At 72.4% G+C, this 16,059-nt stretch carries 20 protein-coding genes and 1 pseudogene; 10 read left to right on the top strand and 11 right to left on the bottom strand.

Going from position 1 to position 16,059, the window contains the following annotated elements:
- Nucleotides 1-73: 73 nt before the first annotated feature.
- From TNCT1_RS12105 to TNCT1_RS12095, 3 genes are all read right to left on the bottom strand, one after another.
- Complete coding sequence (locus TNCT1_RS12105; protein WP_143630906.1) at nt 74-991, bottom strand: winged helix-turn-helix domain-containing protein; 918 nt, start codon at nt 989-991, stop codon at nt 74-76.
- Nucleotides 992-1,353: 362 nt separating this feature from the next.
- Nucleotides 1,354-2,595, bottom strand: a complete 1,242-nt coding sequence (locus TNCT1_RS12100; protein WP_143630905.1) for a GNAT family N-acetyltransferase — start codon at nt 2,593-2,595, stop codon at nt 1,354-1,356.
- 73 nt (nt 2,596-2,668) lie between these two features.
- Nucleotides 2,669-3,259, bottom strand: a complete 591-nt coding sequence (locus tag TNCT1_RS12095; protein WP_143630904.1) for an aerial mycelium formation protein — start codon at nt 3,257-3,259, stop codon at nt 2,669-2,671.
- A 160-nt stretch (nt 3,260-3,419) separates the two neighbouring features.
- On the opposite strand from TNCT1_RS12095, the gene dtd reads away from it, so the two are divergent.
- Nucleotides 3,420-3,845 (top strand): D-aminoacyl-tRNA deacylase, encoded by a 426-nt coding sequence (gene dtd / locus TNCT1_RS12090; RefSeq protein ID WP_143630903.1) that lies wholly within the window; start codon nt 3,420-3,422, stop codon nt 3,843-3,845.
- 39 nt (nt 3,846-3,884) lie between these two features.
- On the opposite strand, the gene TNCT1_RS12085 is transcribed toward dtd, so the two are convergent.
- The 3 genes from TNCT1_RS12085 to TNCT1_RS12075 all read right to left on the bottom strand — a co-directional run bounded on the left by TNCT1_RS12085 (nt 3,885) and on the right by TNCT1_RS12075 (nt 5,952).
- On the bottom strand, nt 3,885-4,850 hold the full coding sequence (locus tag TNCT1_RS12085; RefSeq protein ID WP_143630902.1) for a folate-binding protein YgfZ: 966 nt from the start codon (nt 4,848-4,850) through the stop codon (nt 3,885-3,887).
- Between the two features lie 10 nt (nt 4,851-4,860).
- Nucleotides 4,861-5,298, bottom strand: a complete 438-nt coding sequence (locus tag TNCT1_RS12080; protein ID WP_143630901.1) for a Fur family transcriptional regulator — start codon at nt 5,296-5,298, stop codon at nt 4,861-4,863.
- Between the two features lie 78 nt (nt 5,299-5,376).
- Entirely contained in the window at nt 5,377-5,952 is a 576-nt protein-coding gene (locus TNCT1_RS12075; protein WP_143630900.1) for an FABP family protein, read from the bottom strand.
- A gap of 273 nt (nt 5,953-6,225) precedes the next feature.
- Here TNCT1_RS12075 and TNCT1_RS12065 point away from each other — a divergent pair, with 273 nt between their 5' ends.
- Complete coding sequence (locus TNCT1_RS12065) at nt 6,226-6,588, top strand: DsrE family protein (RefSeq protein ID WP_143630899.1); 363 nt, start codon at nt 6,226-6,228, stop codon at nt 6,586-6,588.
- 42 nt (nt 6,589-6,630) lie between these two features.
- Here TNCT1_RS12065 and TNCT1_RS12060 read toward each other — a convergent pair.
- Nucleotides 6,631-7,010 (bottom strand): annotated as a pseudogene (locus tag TNCT1_RS12060) (VOC family protein).
- Nucleotides 7,011-7,019: 9 nt separating this feature from the next.
- Nucleotides 7,020-7,280, bottom strand: a complete 261-nt coding sequence (locus tag TNCT1_RS12055; RefSeq protein WP_143630898.1) for a DUF3099 domain-containing protein — start codon at nt 7,278-7,280, stop codon at nt 7,020-7,022.
- 136 nt (nt 7,281-7,416) lie between these two features.
- Here TNCT1_RS12055 and TNCT1_RS12050 point away from each other — a divergent pair, with 136 nt between their 5' ends.
- From TNCT1_RS12050 to TNCT1_RS12035, 4 genes are all read left to right on the top strand, one after another.
- The gene (locus TNCT1_RS12050) at nt 7,417-8,139 is read left to right on the top strand and encodes a DUF2993 domain-containing protein (protein ID WP_143630897.1); all 723 of its coding nucleotides are present in this window, start codon (nt 7,417-7,419) and stop codon (nt 8,137-8,139) included.
- A 205-nt stretch (nt 8,140-8,344) separates the two neighbouring features.
- Nucleotides 8,345-8,425: an Ms5788A family Cys-rich leader peptide gene (locus TNCT1_RS36925; protein WP_351055874.1), complete on the top strand. Its 81-nt coding sequence runs from the start codon at nt 8,345-8,347 to the stop codon at nt 8,423-8,425.
- Between the two features lie 135 nt (nt 8,426-8,560).
- Nucleotides 8,561-9,406, top strand: a complete 846-nt coding sequence (locus TNCT1_RS12040) for a sulfurtransferase (protein WP_143630896.1) — start codon at nt 8,561-8,563, stop codon at nt 9,404-9,406.
- A 55-nt stretch (nt 9,407-9,461) separates the two neighbouring features.
- Nucleotides 9,462-9,749, top strand: coding sequence for a DUF1416 domain-containing protein (locus TNCT1_RS12035; RefSeq protein ID WP_004986406.1), 288 nt, complete (start codon nt 9,462-9,464; stop codon nt 9,747-9,749).
- Nucleotides 9,750-9,882: 133 nt separating this feature from the next.
- Here the strand turns inward: TNCT1_RS12035 and TNCT1_RS12030 are convergent, their stop codons facing one another.
- From TNCT1_RS12030 to TNCT1_RS12020, 3 genes are read right to left on the bottom strand one after another with little or no spacing between them, the layout of a single operon-like run.
- On the bottom strand, nt 9,883-11,277 hold the full coding sequence (locus TNCT1_RS12030; protein WP_143630895.1) for a hypothetical protein: 1,395 nt from the start codon (nt 11,275-11,277) through the stop codon (nt 9,883-9,885).
- A 4-nt stretch (nt 11,278-11,281) separates the two neighbouring features.
- Nucleotides 11,282-11,536, bottom strand: coding sequence for a MoaD/ThiS family protein (locus tag TNCT1_RS12025; protein ID WP_143630894.1), 255 nt, complete (start codon nt 11,534-11,536; stop codon nt 11,282-11,284).
- Nucleotides 11,537-11,584: 48 nt separating this feature from the next.
- On the bottom strand, nt 11,585-12,436 hold the full coding sequence (locus TNCT1_RS12020) for an alpha/beta hydrolase (protein WP_143630893.1): 852 nt from the start codon (nt 12,434-12,436) through the stop codon (nt 11,585-11,587).
- Nucleotides 12,437-12,607: 171 nt separating this feature from the next.
- Here TNCT1_RS12020 and TNCT1_RS12015 point away from each other — a divergent pair, with 171 nt between their 5' ends.
- The 4 genes from TNCT1_RS12015 to TNCT1_RS12000 all read left to right on the top strand — a co-directional run bounded on the left by TNCT1_RS12015 (nt 12,608) and on the right by TNCT1_RS12000 (nt 16,041).
- Nucleotides 12,608-13,384, top strand: coding sequence for a response regulator transcription factor (locus TNCT1_RS12015; RefSeq protein ID WP_143630892.1), 777 nt, complete (start codon nt 12,608-12,610; stop codon nt 13,382-13,384).
- A gap of 95 nt (nt 13,385-13,479) precedes the next feature.
- A complete protein-coding gene (locus TNCT1_RS12010) occupies nt 13,480-14,505 on the top strand; it encodes a LacI family DNA-binding transcriptional regulator (RefSeq protein WP_143630891.1) in 1,026 nt (341 codons plus the stop codon).
- Between the two features lie 203 nt (nt 14,506-14,708).
- The gene (locus TNCT1_RS12005; protein WP_143630890.1) at nt 14,709-15,755 is read left to right on the top strand and encodes a S1C family serine protease; all 1,047 of its coding nucleotides are present in this window, start codon (nt 14,709-14,711) and stop codon (nt 15,753-15,755) included.
- 31 nt (nt 15,756-15,786) lie between these two features.
- Nucleotides 15,787-16,041, top strand: a complete 255-nt coding sequence (locus tag TNCT1_RS12000) for a hypothetical protein (RefSeq protein WP_143630889.1) — start codon at nt 15,787-15,789, stop codon at nt 16,039-16,041.
- The last annotated feature ends 18 nt before the right edge of the window (nt 16,042-16,059 follow it).

Below are 16,059 nucleotides of genomic sequence, written 5' to 3'. Positions count from 1 at the left end.
GTCCCGGCCGCCCCGCCCCCAGGGCCTGTCCGACAAGCCCTAGGTGTGCTGTCCGGAGAGGTTGGTGACGCGCCTAGGGCGTCAGCAGCAGCTCCGAACTGATCGTCTCCCACAGCGCGTTGAACCACAGGTGGGACTGCTCCACGAACGTGGTGTCGCGCAGGCCGGCGCCCTGCGCGAAGGGGAACAGCATCGACCGCGTGCCCTCGGCGTCGTAGAGCTGCAGGTGCTCCTGGCCGATCTCCCGCTCGCGCCGGGTCAGCGTGTAGTAGGCGAACAGCGCCTCGGCGCCGTTGAGCAGGTACAGCTTGACCGGCGGGGTGAACGGCAGGGCCCGGAAGGAGACGCGCACCTCGATGCCGTGCGTGGTGCGCAGCGCCAGCAGGTTGTCGCGCAGCACCTGGCCCTGGGCGTTGCGCATCTCCAGCCAGCGCCGGTGCAGCAGCCCGCCGTCGGAGGCGTCGTCCACCGGTGCCGGGAAGGCGAGGTCGATGTCGCGGGAGGGCAGCAGGACGCGCACGTCGATCTTGGCCGGTTTCAGTCGGCCGGCGTGGATCTGCCGCAGCGGCTCCCCGATGGCCAGGGTGAGCGAGACGGACGTCAGGCACAGGGCGTCGATCTCGACGTGCGGCGCGGCGAAGGCAGCCGCGATGCGCGGAGTGAGGCCCACCATGGTGGGCAGCGGTCCGGCCGCGGGCCCTGCGTCGGGCCTGGCCTGCTGGGCGAGGGCGGCCACGATGGCCGGGGCGCCCTTGGACACGCCGGTGAGCAGATGCTCCGACTGCAGGATGCGCAGGGCCTGGCGCACCGCGCCGCGCTCCACGCCGAACTCGTCGGCCAGCTTGGCCTGGGTGGGCATGCGCTCGCCCGGCCGCAGTTCCCCGGACCTGATCCGGGCGCGCAGTTCGTCGGCCACCTCGCGGTGTGACGTGCGTGACCGCTGTGGCCTCTTCCGCCCATTGGCGGAGGCGTGTTCCGGGTCCACGAACAAACAGTACAACTTCGCGCCATCTTGCGGCAGTTCACGGAAAGGTGGTTATGAGCCGCTTCCAAACGGAGATAAGTACAGTGAAGTTGGTCGCCAACTTGGGCGACATGGTCAGGCTTCTCAGTGGTTGGCCGACCGGGTTCCCTTCCGGAGGGGAGCCGGGAGCCCGGGCAGGGGGCGGCCACCGGAGCGCACAGTCACAACTGAACAGCCCGTACGGCCCGCACAGTCACAACTGAACACGGCATCGCACAGCCACAACAGAACACCGTGACAACCGAACACCGTGACAACCGAACACCGTGACAACCGAACAGCTCGCTACGGATGAACAGCACGCGTCACCGGCAGAAGGGACTCGACGGTCAGAAGATGTCCGGGCACCACGGTCGCCCGGGTGCGCGCAGCAGGGCGTCGGCCTTCCGGGCGGCGCCCTCTCGCTCTTCCCGGACCCGCCCGAGGGCCGCGAGCCGCACCAGCGACTCGTCCCCCAGCCAGACCTTGCCCAACTCCCCCACCGGCAGCGTGAGATCGGCGTCCGCCCCGCCGGCCGGCACACAGGAGGCGCCCTGCGGCGAGGCCTCCAGCCGGAACGTCCCCCCGGCCAGGCCGTCCGCGTCCACGACCTCCAGCACCAGCGAGCCCGCCCCCTCGTACGTGCGCGCCTCCAGGGCCCGTACGACGTCCAGGATCCGCACCCAGAGCCAGTCCGCGTGCACCGTCACCCGGGCCGCGCGGGGGTCGGGCAGGTAGAACGGCAGCAGGTCGTCCGGGCCGCGCCAGCCGCTCTTGACCTTGGTGATCCAGTCGATCGAGCACAGGAACCGCCACAGCGCCCGCTCGGCCGCCGGGGTGGCGCCGAGCAGCCATTTGACGTCCGCGGTGTGGTGCGGCTGCTTGTCGTGCCAGCGGTCGTCGGCCCCGTACGACACCAGGCCCTCGACCTCGCCGGAGGCCGCCCGGTAGACGGCGTAGAACGGCTCGGTCCAGTTCCCGTCGAGGCGGACGGCACCGGTCTTCAGCTGCCACCACAGCTCGTCCCTGCTGACTGCCCCGGGCTGGGCACGGCGGATCCGCTCGTGCAGCTCGGGCCCGAGCTTGCGCACGTCCTCGCCGTCCACCAGGTCGATCCGGCCGCCGTCCTCCGGGCCCGACCAGCGCGGGTCGAGGCCGCTGCGGGGCACCTCGACCGTCCACTGGGTGGTCCAGGTCGCCGGGCCGAAGCCGTAGCGGCCGTAGATCGGGTACTCGGCCGCGATCAGCGTGGCGACGACGTCACCGCGCTCCTTCGCCGCCCGCAGGTCCCGCGCCATCATGCGGCTGAGCAGGCCGCGCCGGCGGTGGGTGGGGCTGACGCTGACGTTGGTGATGGCGTCCGCGGGAACGGCGGCGCCGCCCACGGCGGTGACCTCCTGGGAGAAGGAGCGGAAGGTCGCCACGCAGCGGCCGTCCTCGAAGGCGCCGAGCGGCCGGCCCGCGCCGAAGCGCCTGCGGTGCGCCTCCAGCAGCTCGGGCGCAGTCGCCGGCTCCATCAGGAAACCGGTGTTCAGCGCGCGGAGCCAGTCCTCGAAGTCGGCTTCGGTGACCGTACGGACGTCGTTCGTCATGGGGGTCACCGTAGGTGGGCGGCGCGGGCGCTGTCGCGCGGATTTCCCGCGGGCCGCCCGGGCCCCCGAGGGGTCAGCTCAGCAGGTCGTCGACCTGTGCCTCGCCCACCCGGTAGCGGCGGGCGATCTCCCCGCTGCAGTCGTCCATGACGTGCTGCAGGTGCTGGCGGCGCCGGGAGACCTCCTGCTCGTAGCCGATCAGGCGGCCGAGGGCGGTGGTCAGCTCCCGGTCGGTGCGGGCCCCGAGGTCCGACAGCTCGACCTCGCCGAGCATCTCGGCGGCCAGCAGCCGGTACTCCTCGTTGAGCGGGGTGCCGAGCGTGACGTGCCGGGCCGAGGAGCGCTGCCGGGCGGGGGCGTCGGTGAGGATCTCCGGGAGCCGCTCCACCACGGAGGCGTCGGCGGGGGCCGGCACGGAGGCCCGGCCGCGGCGGGCGAGTTCGGCGCGCAGGATGTCGATCCGGCCCTGCAGCAGCCGCCGCACGTAGCTGAGGTCCGCCTCGTCGCGCTGGGCGTCGCGGCGCACGGTGCGCAGCTCGGGCAGGGTCAGCCGGGTCAGGTCCTGATCGGCGGGTTCCGCGGGCGGCGGGGGGCCGGGCTGTCCCTCGCCGCGCTGCGCGGGCGGCCGGTGCGTCTCCAGCCACCCGGTGCTCGGTGTGCTCATGTGCGTGTGACCGTCCCCTCGACCGGCGTGTGGGAAGCATCGTGCCACCACAAGTCGCCGCGATGTGACCGAGTGCCCCCGAACGGCCCCACATGGGGGCGTAAGGATCAATAATGGGCCGACCGTGTCCGGGAACCGGCCACCCGGCATGATGGTCCGCATGCGTGCGGTGGTGCAGAGGGTGGACGGCGCGAGCGTCGTCGTGGACGGCGAGACGGTGGGCGCGATCGAGGGCGAGGGCCTGTGCGTCCTGGTCGGCGTGACCCACGAGGACACCAAGGAGAAGGCGGCCCAGCTGGCCCGCAAGCTCTGGTCGGTCCGGATGCTGCAGGACGAGCGGTCCTGCAGCGACATCGACGCCCCGCTGCTCGTCGTCAGCCAGTTCACCCTCTACGGCGACGCCCGCAAGGGGCGCCGCCCCACCTGGAACGCGGCCGCGCCCGGCGACGTCGCCGAGCCGCTGGTGGACGAGGTCGTCGCCCAGCTCCGCGCGCTGGGCGCGACGGTGGCGACGGGACGGTTCGGGGCGCGGATGCGGGTGTCCCTGACGAACGACGGCCCGTTCACCGTGCTGCTGGAGATCTAGGGCCACTCGTCCGCCCGTGCCGGGCTCGCGCGAGGACGCCTACGGCTCGACGATCGCTTCCTGGGCGGCGGCCGTCTCCCCGGCCACCAGCCGGGCGTCGAGCGGCACGTTGCGCTTGACCAGGGCCAGCGCCACCGGGCCCAGTTCATGGTGGCGCGCGGACGTGGTCACGAAGCCGATCCGGCGGCCGTCCGGGCCCTCGTCCGCGAGCCGGATCTCGGTGCCGTGGACCGGCAGGTGGACCTCGCTGCCGTCGAGGTGGAGGAACACCAGCCGCCGGGGCGGCTTGCCCAGGTTCTGCACCCGGGCCACCGTCTCCTGGCCGCGGTAGCAGCCCTTCTGGAGGTGGACGGCGGTGCCGATCCAGCCCAGCTCGTGCGGGATGGTGCGGTGGTCGGTCTCGAAGCCGAGGCGGGGGCGGTGGTGCTCCACGCGCAGCGCCTCGTAGGCGAGCAGGCCGGCGGCGGGGCCGGACTTCCCGGCGAAGGGCTCCAGCTCGGCGCGGGGCAGGAAGAGATCACGGCCGTACGCCGTCTCGCGCACGACGACGCCCTCGGGCACCTCGGCGATGGAGCCGGCGGGCAGGTGCACCACCGCGATGTCGGCGGTGCGGTCGGCGACCTCGACCCGGTAGAAGAACTTCATCGACTCCAGGTAGGCGATCAGCGCCTGCTCGGTGCCGGGCTCCACGTGGGCCCAGACCGTCGTGCCGTCGTCCACCAGGTAGAGCGCGTGCTCGATGTGACCGTTGGCGGAGAGGATCAGGGCCTCGGTGGCCTGGCCCGCCGGGAGGTCGCTGACGTGCTGGGTGAGCAGCAGGTGCAGCCAGCTCAGCCGGTCCTCGCCGGTGACGGTGACCACGCCGCGGTGGGACAGGTCGACGAAACCGGCGCCGTCGGCGAGTGCGCGCTGCTCGCGGAACAGGTCGCCGTAGTGGGCGGCGACGCCTTCGTCCGCGCCCTCGCCGGGGACGGCGCCGGGCAGGGACAGCAGAGGGCTCTTCATATGAACAAGCCTACGTCGTGGTAGTTGAACTCTTCAGGGAACAGTCCTCGCAGCGCCCGAAGATCGCGAAGTGCTTCATGTCGGTGTCGAAGCCGAACTGGTCGCGCAGCTTGGCCGTGAAGTCCGCGGCCACCTCCACGTCCGCCTCGATGACGTTCTCGCAGTCCCGGCACACCAGGTGCAGGTGGTGGTGGCGGTCGGCGAGGTGGTAGGTGGGCGCACCGTGGCCGAGGTGGGCGTGGCTGACCAGGCCGAGCTCCTCGAGCAGCTCCAGCGTGCGGTAGACGGTGGAGATGTTGACCCCGGAGGCGGTCTTGCGCACTTCGCCGAGGATGGCGTCGGGCGTCGCGTGCTCCAGGGTGTCCACGGCTTCGAGCACGAGTTGCCGCTGCGGCGTGAGCCGGTAGCCGCGCTGCCTGAGGTCGCTCTTCCAGTCGGTGCTCACCACACCGGAAAGTCTAGAGCCACCGGCCGGCCCGGCTCACTGGCCGACAGGCCCGAAGCGGGCCTGCCGGACGGCCGGGGCCTACTTGAAGAACGCGATGCCGTCGTCCGGCATGTCGTCGGGCAGGGCCTTGGCCCAGCGCTCGACGTCCTCCGGGGTGACGACCTTCTTCAGGTGCGCCGACATGTAGGGGCGCAGCTCGACCTCGGGGGTCTGCTTCTCGCCGACCCACATCAGGTCGCTCTTCACGTAGCCGTACAGCCGCTTGCCGCCGCTGTAGGGCGGGGCGTCGGGGGTGCGGGCGACGGTGTCGGAGACCAGGTCGATCTGCGGCTTCTTGTCGGCCATCTCGCCGTACCAGATCTCGACGACGCCGTCGTCGCGGGTCATCGTCACCTCGACCCGGCGCTGGGCGTCGATGCGCCAGAAGCCGGACTCCGACTCCAGCGGGCGGACCTTGTTGCCGTCGTTGTCCAGCACCCAGGTGCGGGAGTGGTACTCCAGGAAGTCCCGGCCGTCGTGGCTGAAGGTGACCTCCTGGCCGAAGTTGCACTTCTGAGAGCCGGGGAAGTCGTGCACGCCCGCGCCGGCCCAGTTGCCGAGCAGGAAGGCGAGCGGGACGAGGTCCTTGTGCAGGTCGGACGGAATCTCGATCATGATCGGCAGAGTTCCTGGGTAGGAGTGGTCAGCGCTGGCCCTGGTACAGCTTCTTCACGGTCAGACCGGCGAAGGCGAGAACGCCGACGCAGACCAGGACCAGCAGGGTTTCGAAGAAGATCTCCACGGGTGCTCCTTGAGCGAGGGTGGGCGTACGACAGAGCCGGGCCCCAGCTTACGCGGCCGGGACCCGGCCCTCCTTACGAGGTGGGCCCTCGGAGTCACTCCGGCGTCCGGCACCGCGCCGGTACCGGTGTTGTCTACGATTCGGCCATGGCGAAGAAGCTCGTGATCAAGGTGACTGCCGGGGCCGACGCCCCCGAGCGGTGCTCGCAGGCGTTCACGGTGGCGGCGGTCGCCGTCGCCAGCGGGGTCGAGGTCTCGCTGTGGCTGACCGGGGAGTCGTCCTGGTTCGCGCTGCCCGGGCGGGCCGCGGAGTTCGAGCTGCCGCACGCCGCGCCGCTGCCGGATCTGATCGACTCGATCCTCGCCGCGGGCCGCATCACCCTGTGCACGCAGTGCGCGGCCCGGCGCGAGATCACCGAGAAGGACGTCCTCGAGGGCGTGCGGATCGCGGGCGCGCAGGTGTTCGTGCAGGAGGCGCTGGCCGACGGGACCCAGGCGCTCGTCTACTGAGAAAGCGTCGCGGCCGGCCTCGGGGGCCGCGCCCCATCCGGTTCACTCCTCCTGCCGGGTCCACAGGCAGAAGGGGTGCCCGGCGGGATCCAGCAGGACCCGGACATCGGTCTGCGGCTGGTGCGCGGCCAGCGTCGCGCCTCGGCGAGCGCGCGTGCGGTCTCGCTCGCCAGGTCGTCGACCTCGATGTCGAGGTGCGGCATCATCCGCCGGCCGCCCGGCGCAGGGGCCGGCCAGACCGGCGGGACGTATGCGGGTTCCGTCTGGAACGACAGCGCGGTGCCGCCGCCGGGCGGCCCGATGAGCACCCGGTCGGGCTCCTCGGCGCGCACGACGTAGCCGAGCAGCCGCAGGTAGAAGCCGGCCAGCGCATGCGCGTCCGGCGCGTCGAGGACCACCGTGGACAGCCGTGCCGATGCCATGCGGGCCCCCTACCTGCGACGTTTACGGCCGTCCAGCTCGTCCCACCACTCGTCGGACTTCGGGTCGCCGGAGGGGTCGTCCCACCAGCGGTCGTCGGGGCCACGCCGGTTCGCGATCACCGCGGCGACCGGCGGGATGACCATGGCCACCACGCACATGCCCACGGCCGCCGGGACCGACCACAGGCGTACCACTCCCCACGCCAGGACGAAGAGGCCGATGCAGGTCCCCATCATGGCGAAGTAGGTGTGCCGTCGCCGGGCGAGCATGCTTCAAGGGTAGGTCCCGGGGCCCGGTCCCGCCGCTGTCACAACTGGTCGACAAAGTTCCGCCCGCCCCGCCCCGCCCGGTTACCGTGGCGTGTCCAGGCCACCGCGCCGCCAGCCGACCCGGGGGGACCCCGTCATGCGCGCCCTGCGAATACTGCTGATCCTCCTCCTGGTACTCGGCGTGCTGTTCGTGGTCGTGGACCGGGTCGCGGTGCACTTCGCCCAGGGCGAGGTGGCCGACAGGCTGCGGACCGCCGAGAACCTGTCGAGCACCCCCGACGTGTCCATCAAGGGCTTCCCGTTCCTCACGCAGCTGGCGGGCGGCGAGCTGGACGACGTCGAGGTCGGCGTCAAGGACTACGAGGCTTCCACCGGCCAGGGCTCGCGGACCATCCGGATCGACGACCTCAGCGCCGACATGAGGGACGTGACCTTCTCCGGCGACTACAGCTCGGCCACCGCGGCCCACGCCTCGGGCACCGCGACCATCGCCTACGACGAGCTGCTGAAGGCGGCGAAGTCCGAGCCCACCCCGCTCGGCCTCGGGCTCACGGCCCAGGTGGTCGGTCTCTCCGACGGCGGGAACGGCAAGATCAAGCTGGCCGTGAAGGTCTCCGGGCTGCCCACGATCCACCTGCTCGGCTCGGTCGCCGTCCGGGACGACAAGGTGCGGGTCACGGCCGACGGTGTGCCCCGGTTCGGCGGCCTCGACCTGGCCGAGGGCCTGATCCGCTCGGTCACGGACTTCCAGCAGGTCATCGACAGGCTGCCCGGCGGGATCGAGCTGGACACGGTGCGGGCCACCCCGAACGGGGTGGAGATCAGCGTGAAGGGTTCGGACGTCAAGCTGGCGGGGTAGGACGACAGCCGGCCGGGGCGCCACCCGAGGTGTCCGCCAGGCGAGACACCCGCGTCCGTACGGCAGATGCGTCGCCCGCGGCGGGCGCCCTGGGACCGTCCGGCGACGGCTCGGGCACTCTTCTGGTCCCATAATCCGGACGATCGCGTCTCATCATGCGACACGCCGGTGACACGTCCACCCGGACGTCCCTACGATCGAACCCATGAGGCGACAGGCGGATCTCACGAAGCGGCGGGCAGTGGACCTGTGCCGCGTTGCCGCCATGCTCTGTCGCCCTTTCTGAAGCGGTAGCGGCCGACCCCGGCCCCCGCGTTCCCCACGGCCCTGTCTCGAAGGGCACCCGTGCGCCGCTCGCAGCCGAGCGCCCGCACCCACGCACTCGCACGCCCCGCCGTAACTGCCCCGGAGGAGAAAGAGCATGAGCCGCAGCGACGTCCTCGTAGACGCGGACTGGGTCCAGGAGCACCTGGACGACCCGAACGTCGCCATCGTCGAGGTGGACGAGGACACGTCCGCCTACGAGAAGAACCACATCAAGAACGCGATCCGCATCGACTGGACCAAGGACCTGCAGGACCCGGTCCGTCGTGACTTCATCGACCAGGAGGGCTTCGAGAAGCTCCTGTCGAAGAAGGGCATCGCCAACGACACCCTGGTGATCCTCTACGGCGGCAACAACAACTGGTTCGCGTCCTACGCCTACTGGTACTTCAAGCTGTACGGCCACGAGAACGTCAAGCTCCTCGACGGCGGCCGCAAGAAGTGGGAGCTGGACGCCCGCGAGCTGGTCGCCGGCGACGAGGTGCCCGAGCGCGCCGCGACCGAGTACAAGGCCAAGCCGCAGGACACCTCGATCCGCGCCTTCCGCGACGACGTCGTGGCCGCGATCGGCGCGCAGAACCTGGTCGACGTCCGCTCGCCCGACGAGTTCTCCGGCAAGCTGCTCGCCCCGGCCCACCTGCCGCAGGAGCAGTCGCAGCGGCCGGGCCACGTGCCGACCGCCGCGAACATCCCGTGGTCGAAGAACGCCAACGACGACGGCACCTTCAAGTCGGACGACGAGCTGCGCGAGCTCTACGCCCAGGAGGACGTGGACCTCGCCAAGGACACCATCGCCTACTGCCGCATCGGTGAGCGCTCGGCCCTGACCTGGTTCGTGCTGCACGAGCTGCTCGGTGTGCAGAACGTCAAGAACTACGACGGCTCCTGGACCGAGTACGGCTCCCTGGTCGGCGTGCCGATCGAGCTCGGCTCCGGCAAGTAACCGCAACCAACCCTTCCCGACCGACCTTCTGGTCAGACCCCTTACGGAGAGACGCATGTGTGGAGCGAAGGCCGGCGGCCCGGACGCCTCGACGATCAAGCCCGGTGAGACCACCATCCAGGGTCAGGTGACCCGCGACGGCGAGCCGGTGACGGGGTACGTCCGTCTGCTGGACTCGACCGGCGAGTTCACCGCGGAGGTGCCCACCTCCGCCACGGGCCAGTTCCGCTTCTACGCGGCCGAGGGCACCTGGACCGTCCGCGCGCTGGTGCCCGGCGGCACGGCCGACCGCACGGTCGTCGCCCAGCAGGGCGGGCTGGCCGAGGTCGCCATCGCGGTCTGAGCGGTCTGAGCGGACCGGAGGGCCCGAACGGGCTCGGTGACGGCGAAGGGCCGCATCCCTGGGTTGGACGCCGGCGGGATGCGGCCCTTCGGCATGTCCGCGCGGCCGGGGCGACGCGGCGGGGGCAGGCCGGCTAGCCGAGCGCCCGTCCCAGCACCCACACCACCGGCGCCGCCGCCGAGAGGGGCAGCGCGACACCGGCCGTGAAGTGCACGAAGCGGGACGGGTAGTCGTACGCGGCGACCCGGTGGCCGATCAGCGCGCAGACGCCGGCCGCCGCGCCCAGGGCCGCGCCCTTCGCGCCCAGGCCGGTCATGCCGCCCACCGCGATGCCCGCACCGGCCGCCGCCAGCAGGGCGACCACGACCGAGGCCGGCGTCGGCAGCGGCAGGGCGCGGGCCACGACGGCCACGGCGACCGCCGCCGCGCCCACCGACACCGCGTGCGGGCCGGCGCCGAGGTAGCCGGTGGCCAGCACCGACAGCGCGGTCGAGGCGACCGTCGCCATCAGGCCGTACATCCGCTCGTCGGGCGAGGCGTGCGAGCGGAGCTGGAGGACCAGGGCGAGCAGGACCCAGACGCCGAGCGGGCCGAGGATCGCGGCGGGCGCGTGGTCACGGCCCGCGGCGAGCACCGCCACGTCCGCGGTGAGCGCGCCCGCGAAGGCCAGCGCGATGCCCTGCCTGGCGGGCCACATGCCGTTCAGCCGGAACCAGCCCGCGGCCGTCACGGCCTGGAGCAGCACCAGCGGTACGACGAGGGCGTACGAGCCGACGGGCGCCGCCGCGGCCAGCAGCAGGCCCAGCAGCGCGGTGAGCAGCGCCGGCTGCATGCCGGGCTCGATGACCGGCGAACGCCCTTCCATGCGGGCCCGCTGGGCGTCGGTGACGCGGCTGTTGCCCGCCAGGGTGGCGGGACCGTAACCGGGCTCCGCACCGGCCACGGCGGCGGCCTCCGGCGCGGGTGCGGTCTCAGGCGCCTGGGCGGCCTCGGGGGCCGCGTGCGGCTGGGCGAGCGCGTGCTGCGGCTGAGCGTGCGCGTGCTGCTGGGCGTGCTGCGGCTGGCCGTGCGTGTGCTGCGGCTGGGTATACGGCTGCGGCTGGACGGCCCCGTGCTGCTGCTGCGCGTGCTGCGGCTGGGGCATGGGCTGCGGCTGCTGCCGCGCGTACGGCTCGGCGGCCTGGGGGTGGTGCTGGGCCGCGTGCTGCGGCTGCTGGTACGCCTGCTGCTCGGGCGGCAGCGGGTACGCGGCGTCGGGCCGGACCGGCGCGTGGGTCTGCGTCTCCCACGTCTGCCCCTGCCACTGCTGGGTGAGCTCGGCGTCGTGACCGGGCTGCGCGTACCCCTCGTACCCGGCCCAGGCCTGCTGGTGCTCCTGCGGCTGGTACGGCTGCTGGTGCTCCTGATGCTGCTGGTACGGCTGCTGGTGCTCCTGCGGATGCTGCTGGAACGGCTGCTGCTGGTGCGGCTGCTGCCGGTGCGGGTCGTACCCCTCGTACGGCCCGCCCTGGTACGGCTGGTCGCTCATCGCCTCATCCTCCTGCGAACGGCGGGAGCACCTCGACCGTGCCGCCCTCGGCCAGCCGTACCGTCTCATGCGCGCGGGTCCCGACGGGGTCACCGTCGACGAGGAAGGAGCAACGCAGCAGTACGCGCGTGAGTTCACCGGGGTGTCGCTCGCGCACCGCGTCGAGCGCCTCGGCGAGCGTGGCCGCGTCGTACGGCTCGTCGCCGACCCCGGCCGCGGCCTTGGCTGCGGCCCAGTAGCGGACCGTGACCTTGGGCATCTGGTTCCTCTATCGACGGCGGGTAACAGGGAAAGTGGTGGTGTCAGGCTAGCCCGCCCGGCGCACGGCCCATTCCCCGATCCGCCCCAGCAGGGCGTCGCCGGCCGCGTTCTCGGCGTGGCCCATGCCCTGCTCCACCCAGAGTTCGCCGTGCTCACCGGCCGCCTCGGCCAGCATCCGGGGGTGGTCCAGCGGGAAGTAGCCGTCGCGGTCGCCGTGCACGATCAGCAGCGGTACCGGCGCGATCGCGGGCACGGCCTCCACCGGGGAGAGCGGCACCGGGTCCCAGTGCCGGTGGTGGATGCGGGTGCGCAGGCCGTAGCGGCCGACCAGGCGGCCCGCGGGGCGGGTGACCAGCCAGTGCAGCCGGCGCATGGGGGCGGTGCCCCGGTAGTACCAGCGGGCGGGGGCGCTGACCGCGACCACCGCGTCCACCGTGCCGGGCCGCAGGGCCGCGTGCCGCAGGACCACCGAGCCGCCCATGGAGAATCCGACGGTCACCACGCGCGCGTGCCCGAGGCCGCGCGCCCACTCCACGGCCGCGGCCAGATCGAGCACCTCCTTGTCGCCGACCGTGGACCGGCCGCCCGAGGCGCCGTGGCCGCGGAAGGAGAAGGTGACGACGGCGCCGTACCGGGCGAGCACGCCGGCCGCCCTGCGCACATGGGGCCGGTCGACGTCCCCGGTGAAGCCGTGGGCGATCACGAACACGGGGGCGGCGGAAGGCGCCGGGGCGGCGTCCGGGGACGCTTCGTATACGGCCGGGCCCGGATCGTATACGGAATCGACGGCGATTCCGTCCGATGTGCGCAGGAACGTCCGGATAGGCGCCCGCCCGGCCGTCTCGTGATTCGGACGAACGGTGGAACGCACCACATGACCTGACGGACGGTTGCTCATGTGAGCTATTCTGCTTGGCAGAGGACTCGGGCAGCGCAGCCCCCGGGTCCTTTTGTGCTTTCGGAAGCGTTGTATACGAAGCGGGGGACCGCGGGTGTACGGGGCCTTCGGGATCGCAGAGCAAGTTCCGCACCGCAATGTCCTCGCAGGGACCGAGGAGGAACCAGACGTATGAGTTCTCTGCTGCTCCTGACCAACGCCCTCCAGCCGTCGACGGAGGTGCTGCCCGCGCTGGGCCTGCTGCTGCACAACGTGCGGGTCGCCCCGGCGGAGGGCCCGGCCCTCGTCGACACCCCCGGCGCCGACGTCATCCTCGTCGACGGGCGCCGCGACCTGCCGCAGGTGCGCAGCCTGTGCCAGCTGCTGCGCTCCACCGGCCCCGGCTGCCCCCTGGTCCTCGTCGTCACCGAGGGCGGCCTGGCCGCCGTCACCGCCGACTGGGGCATCGACGACGTGCTGCTGGACACCGCGGGCCCGGCCGAGGTCGAGGCACGCCTCCGGCTGGCCACGGGCCGGCAGCAGATCGTCAACGACGACTCCCCCATGGAGATCCGCAACGGCGACCTCTCCGTGGACGAGGCGACCTACTCCGCCAAGCTCAAGGGCCGGGTCCTGGACCTGACCTTCAAGGAGTTCGAGCTGCTGAAGTACCTGGCCCAGCACCCCGGCCGGGTCTTCACCCGCGCCCAGCTCCTGCAGGAGGTGTGGGGCTACGACTACTTCGGCGGCACCCGCACCGTCGACGTGCACGTACGGCGGCTGCGCGCGAAGCTCGGCCCGGAGCACGAGTCGCTGATCGGAACCGTCCGCAACGTCGGTTACCGCTTCGTCACCCCGGAGAAGGGCGACCGCTCGGAGGAGCACAAGGCCAAGGCCGACCGGGCGAAGGCGGACGATGCCGACACTTCGGCGGTGCTCGACACCGCCGAGATCCACGCGGACGCCTAGCCGGGCGCGGCGGGGTCCCGGGCGGAGTCACCGGCGCCCGGCCCGGGATCTGATACGCCCTGCCCAGAGCGGGTCAATCCGCGTAGACTCCGCGCGTGGCGAAGGTGACTCGCGATGATGTGGCACGGCTGGCTGGGACCTCCACCGCCGTCGTCAGTTATGTCATCAACAACGGACCCCGGCCGGTCGCCCCGGCCACGCGCGAGCGTGTCCTCGCGGCGATCAAGGAACTGGGGTACCGGCCGGACCGGGTCGCCCAGGCCATGGCCTCGCGCCGGACGGACCTGATAGGCCTGATCATCCCGGACGCCCGCCAGCCTTTCTTCGGGGAGATGGCGCACGCGGTCGAGCAGGCCGCCTCCGAGCGCGGGAAGATGGTCCTCGTCGGCAACACCGACTACATCGCCGAGCGCGAGGTCCACTACCTGCGCGCGTTCCTCGGCATGCGGGTCTCCGGCCTCATCCTGGTCTCCCACGCCCTGAACGACCTGGCCGCCGCCGAGATCGACGCCTGGGACGCCCGGGTGGTGCTGCTGCACGAGCGTCCCGAGGCCATCGACGACGTCGCCGTCGTCACCGACGACCTGGGCGGCGCCCAGCTCGCCGTGCGGCACCTGCTGGAGCACGGCTACGAGTACGTGGCCTGCATGGGCGGCACGGCCCAGACGCCGGCCGTCGGCGACCCGGTCTCCGACCACGTCGAGGGCTGGAAGCGGGCGATGGACGAGGCGGGCCTCCCCACCGAGGGCCGCCTGTTCGAGGCGCCGTACAACCGCTACGACGCCTACCGCGTGGCCCTGGAGGTGCTCTCCGGGCCCGACCGGCCGCCCGCGGTCTTCTGCTCCACCGACGACCAGGCGATCGGCGTGCTGCGGGCCGCCCGGGAGCTGCGCATCGAGGTGCCCGGCGAACTGGCGGTGGCCGGGTTCGACGACATCAAGGAGGCGGCGCTCGCCGACCCGCCGCTGACCACGGTCGCCTCGGACCGCTCGGCGATGGCCCGGTCCGCGGTGGACCTGGTCCTGGACGACGGACTGCGGGTGGCCGGGTCCCGGCGCGAGCGGCTGAAGACGTTCCCGTCCCGGCTGGTGGTGCGCACGTCCTGCGGCTGCTCCGGCTGAGGCCGCCGCGGCCGGGGGTTCCGGCGCCTGCGGCCCAGGGTTCAGGCCCTTGTACGAGAGGCGGGTGAGAGCCCGCCCCGAGGGCCGCTCCCGCACCGCGCCCCGGCCGCCGGAAGCGTCTTTATATCGGGCAAACGAGGTTCTGCCGGGCTTCTCAGGGAGCACTCAGGCGGCTCTCATGGTCGCGGGACATGCTCATTGTCATGACCGAGAGCATCCGCCGCAGCGGCGAGCACGAGTACGAGGGTCCCGAGGATCCCTACTCCCAGCAGCACGTCCACTCCGCTCCCGTGAACCCCGAGTGGCCGCCCCCGCCGCCGTACGAGCCCGCGGCGGCCACGGTCACGGCGCCGGGCGCCGAGCCGGCCAGGCAGCGCACCCGGGGCCCGATAGCACTGCTCGCGGCGGTGGCGATCGTGGCGGCCGCGGTCGGCGGCGGCACCGCCTACGCCTTCCAGGAACTGACCGGCAAGGACACGGTCGCCTCGGCCGGCACCACGACCGCCGTGGTCCCCGCGAGCAAGCGGGGCGACGTCGCCGCGATCGCCTCGGCCGTGAGCCCCAGCGTCGTCGAGATCCAGGCGACCCTCGACAACGGCTCGTCCACCGGCTCCGGCGTGGTCATCACCTCCGGCGGTGAGATCGTCACCAACAACCACGTGGTCTCCGGCGCCTCCTCGATCAAGGTGCGCACCAGCGACGGCAAGGGCTACACCGCCGATGTCGTCGGCACCGACAGCTCCAAGGACCTCGCGCTGATCAAGCTGCGGGGCGCCTCCGGGCTCTCGGCCGCGGCGCTGGGCGACTCCTCCGACGTCAAGGTCGGCGACTCGGTCGTCGCGATCGGCTCCCCCGAGGGCCTGACCGGCACCGTCACCAGCGGCATCGTCTCCGCGCTCGACCGGGACGTGACCGTCTCCACCGACGAGAGCCAGGGCCAGAACCAGGGCCAGGGCGACGGCGGCCGGTGGCCGTTCCAGTTCGGCGGCCGCCAGTTCAACGGCGACACCGGCTCCTCCACGACGACCTACAAGGCGATCCAGACCGACGCCTCGCTGAACCCCGGCAACTCCGGCGGCGCGCTGATCGACGCGAGCGGCCGTGTCATCGGCATCAACTCCGCGATGTACTCGTCGAGTTCGCAGGCCTCCTCGTCCTCGGACGCGGGCAGCGTGGGGCTCGGCTTCGCGATCCCCGTCAACACCGTCAAGTCCGACCTCGCCAAGCTGCGGTCCGGCTCGACCAGCTGAACCACCCACCCGGCACAGCAGGGAGCACGTCATGATCACTCAGGTCTCGCACACCGACGTCACCGGCACCGGCCCGGCCGCCCTCGCCCTCCCCCTGGCGGTCGCGTACGCACTGCACGCCCCCGAAGCCGCCCCCCGCGTCCCCGAGGTCGCGGTGCCGGCCCCGGAGCTGATGGGCCTGCGCACCTCCGCCGACCGCCCGCACCGCCGCAAGGTGCCGCTGCGCCGCCTGAGCTCGGTGCACCAGCTGGGCACGGCCCGCGGCCTGAGCATGCTGGGCTCCTGAGCCCGGCGTGCGTGCCCC

Source organism: Streptomyces sp. 1-11, assembly GCF_007176755.1.
In the GTDB taxonomy this organism is placed as follows: Bacteria; Actinomycetota; Actinomycetes; order Streptomycetales; family Streptomycetaceae; genus Streptomyces.
The sequence above is the reverse complement of the archived record's forward strand: the minus strand, read 5'-3'. Positions and strand labels throughout refer to the sequence as shown.

What these genes read in the sequence shown, in the direction of transcription:
- dtd (WP_143630903.1), top strand. Translation starts at nt 3,420, where the DNA reads ATGCGTGCGGTGGTGCAGAGGGTGGACGGCGCGAGCGTCGTCGTGGAC.
- TNCT1_RS12005 (WP_143630890.1), top strand. Translation starts at nt 14,709, where the DNA reads ATGACCGAGAGCATCCGCCGCAGCGGCGAGCACGAGTACGAGGGTCCC.
- TNCT1_RS12040 (WP_143630896.1), top strand. Translation starts at nt 8,561, where the DNA reads ATGAGCCGCAGCGACGTCCTCGTAGACGCGGACTGGGTCCAGGAGCAC.
- TNCT1_RS12030 (WP_143630895.1), bottom strand. Translation starts at nt 11,277, where the DNA reads ATGAGCGACCAGCCGTACCAGGGCGGGCCGTACGAGGGGTACGACCCG.
- TNCT1_RS12085 (WP_143630902.1), bottom strand. Translation starts at nt 4,850, where the DNA reads ATGAAGAGCCCTCTGCTGTCCCTGCCCGGCGCCGTCCCCGGCGAGGGC.
- TNCT1_RS12025 (WP_143630894.1), bottom strand. Translation starts at nt 11,536, where the DNA reads ATGCCCAAGGTCACGGTCCGCTACTGGGCCGCAGCCAAGGCCGCGGCC.
- TNCT1_RS12100 (WP_143630905.1), bottom strand. Translation starts at nt 2,595, where the DNA reads ATGACGAACGACGTCCGTACGGTCACCGAAGCCGACTTCGAGGACTGG.
- TNCT1_RS12000 (WP_143630889.1), top strand. Translation starts at nt 15,787, where the DNA reads ATGATCACTCAGGTCTCGCACACCGACGTCACCGGCACCGGCCCGGCC.
- TNCT1_RS12050 (WP_143630897.1), top strand. Translation starts at nt 7,417, where the DNA reads ATGCGCGCCCTGCGAATACTGCTGATCCTCCTCCTGGTACTCGGCGTG.
- TNCT1_RS12020 (WP_143630893.1), bottom strand. Translation starts at nt 12,436, where the DNA reads ATGAGCAACCGTCCGTCAGGTCATGTGGTGCGTTCCACCGTTCGTCCG.
- TNCT1_RS12065 (WP_143630899.1), top strand. Translation starts at nt 6,226, where the DNA reads ATGGCGAAGAAGCTCGTGATCAAGGTGACTGCCGGGGCCGACGCCCCC.
- TNCT1_RS12035 (WP_004986406.1), top strand. Translation starts at nt 9,462, where the DNA reads ATGTGTGGAGCGAAGGCCGGCGGCCCGGACGCCTCGACGATCAAGCCC.
- TNCT1_RS12055 (WP_143630898.1), bottom strand. Translation starts at nt 7,280, where the DNA reads ATGCTCGCCCGGCGACGGCACACCTACTTCGCCATGATGGGGACCTGC.
- TNCT1_RS12095 (WP_143630904.1), bottom strand. Translation starts at nt 3,259, where the DNA reads ATGAGCACACCGAGCACCGGGTGGCTGGAGACGCACCGGCCGCCCGCG.
- TNCT1_RS36925 (WP_351055874.1), top strand. Translation starts at nt 8,345, where the DNA reads ATGAGGCGACAGGCGGATCTCACGAAGCGGCGGGCAGTGGACCTGTGC.
- TNCT1_RS12015 (WP_143630892.1), top strand. Translation starts at nt 12,608, where the DNA reads ATGAGTTCTCTGCTGCTCCTGACCAACGCCCTCCAGCCGTCGACGGAG.
- TNCT1_RS12075 (WP_143630900.1), bottom strand. Translation starts at nt 5,952, where the DNA reads ATGATCGAGATTCCGTCCGACCTGCACAAGGACCTCGTCCCGCTCGCC.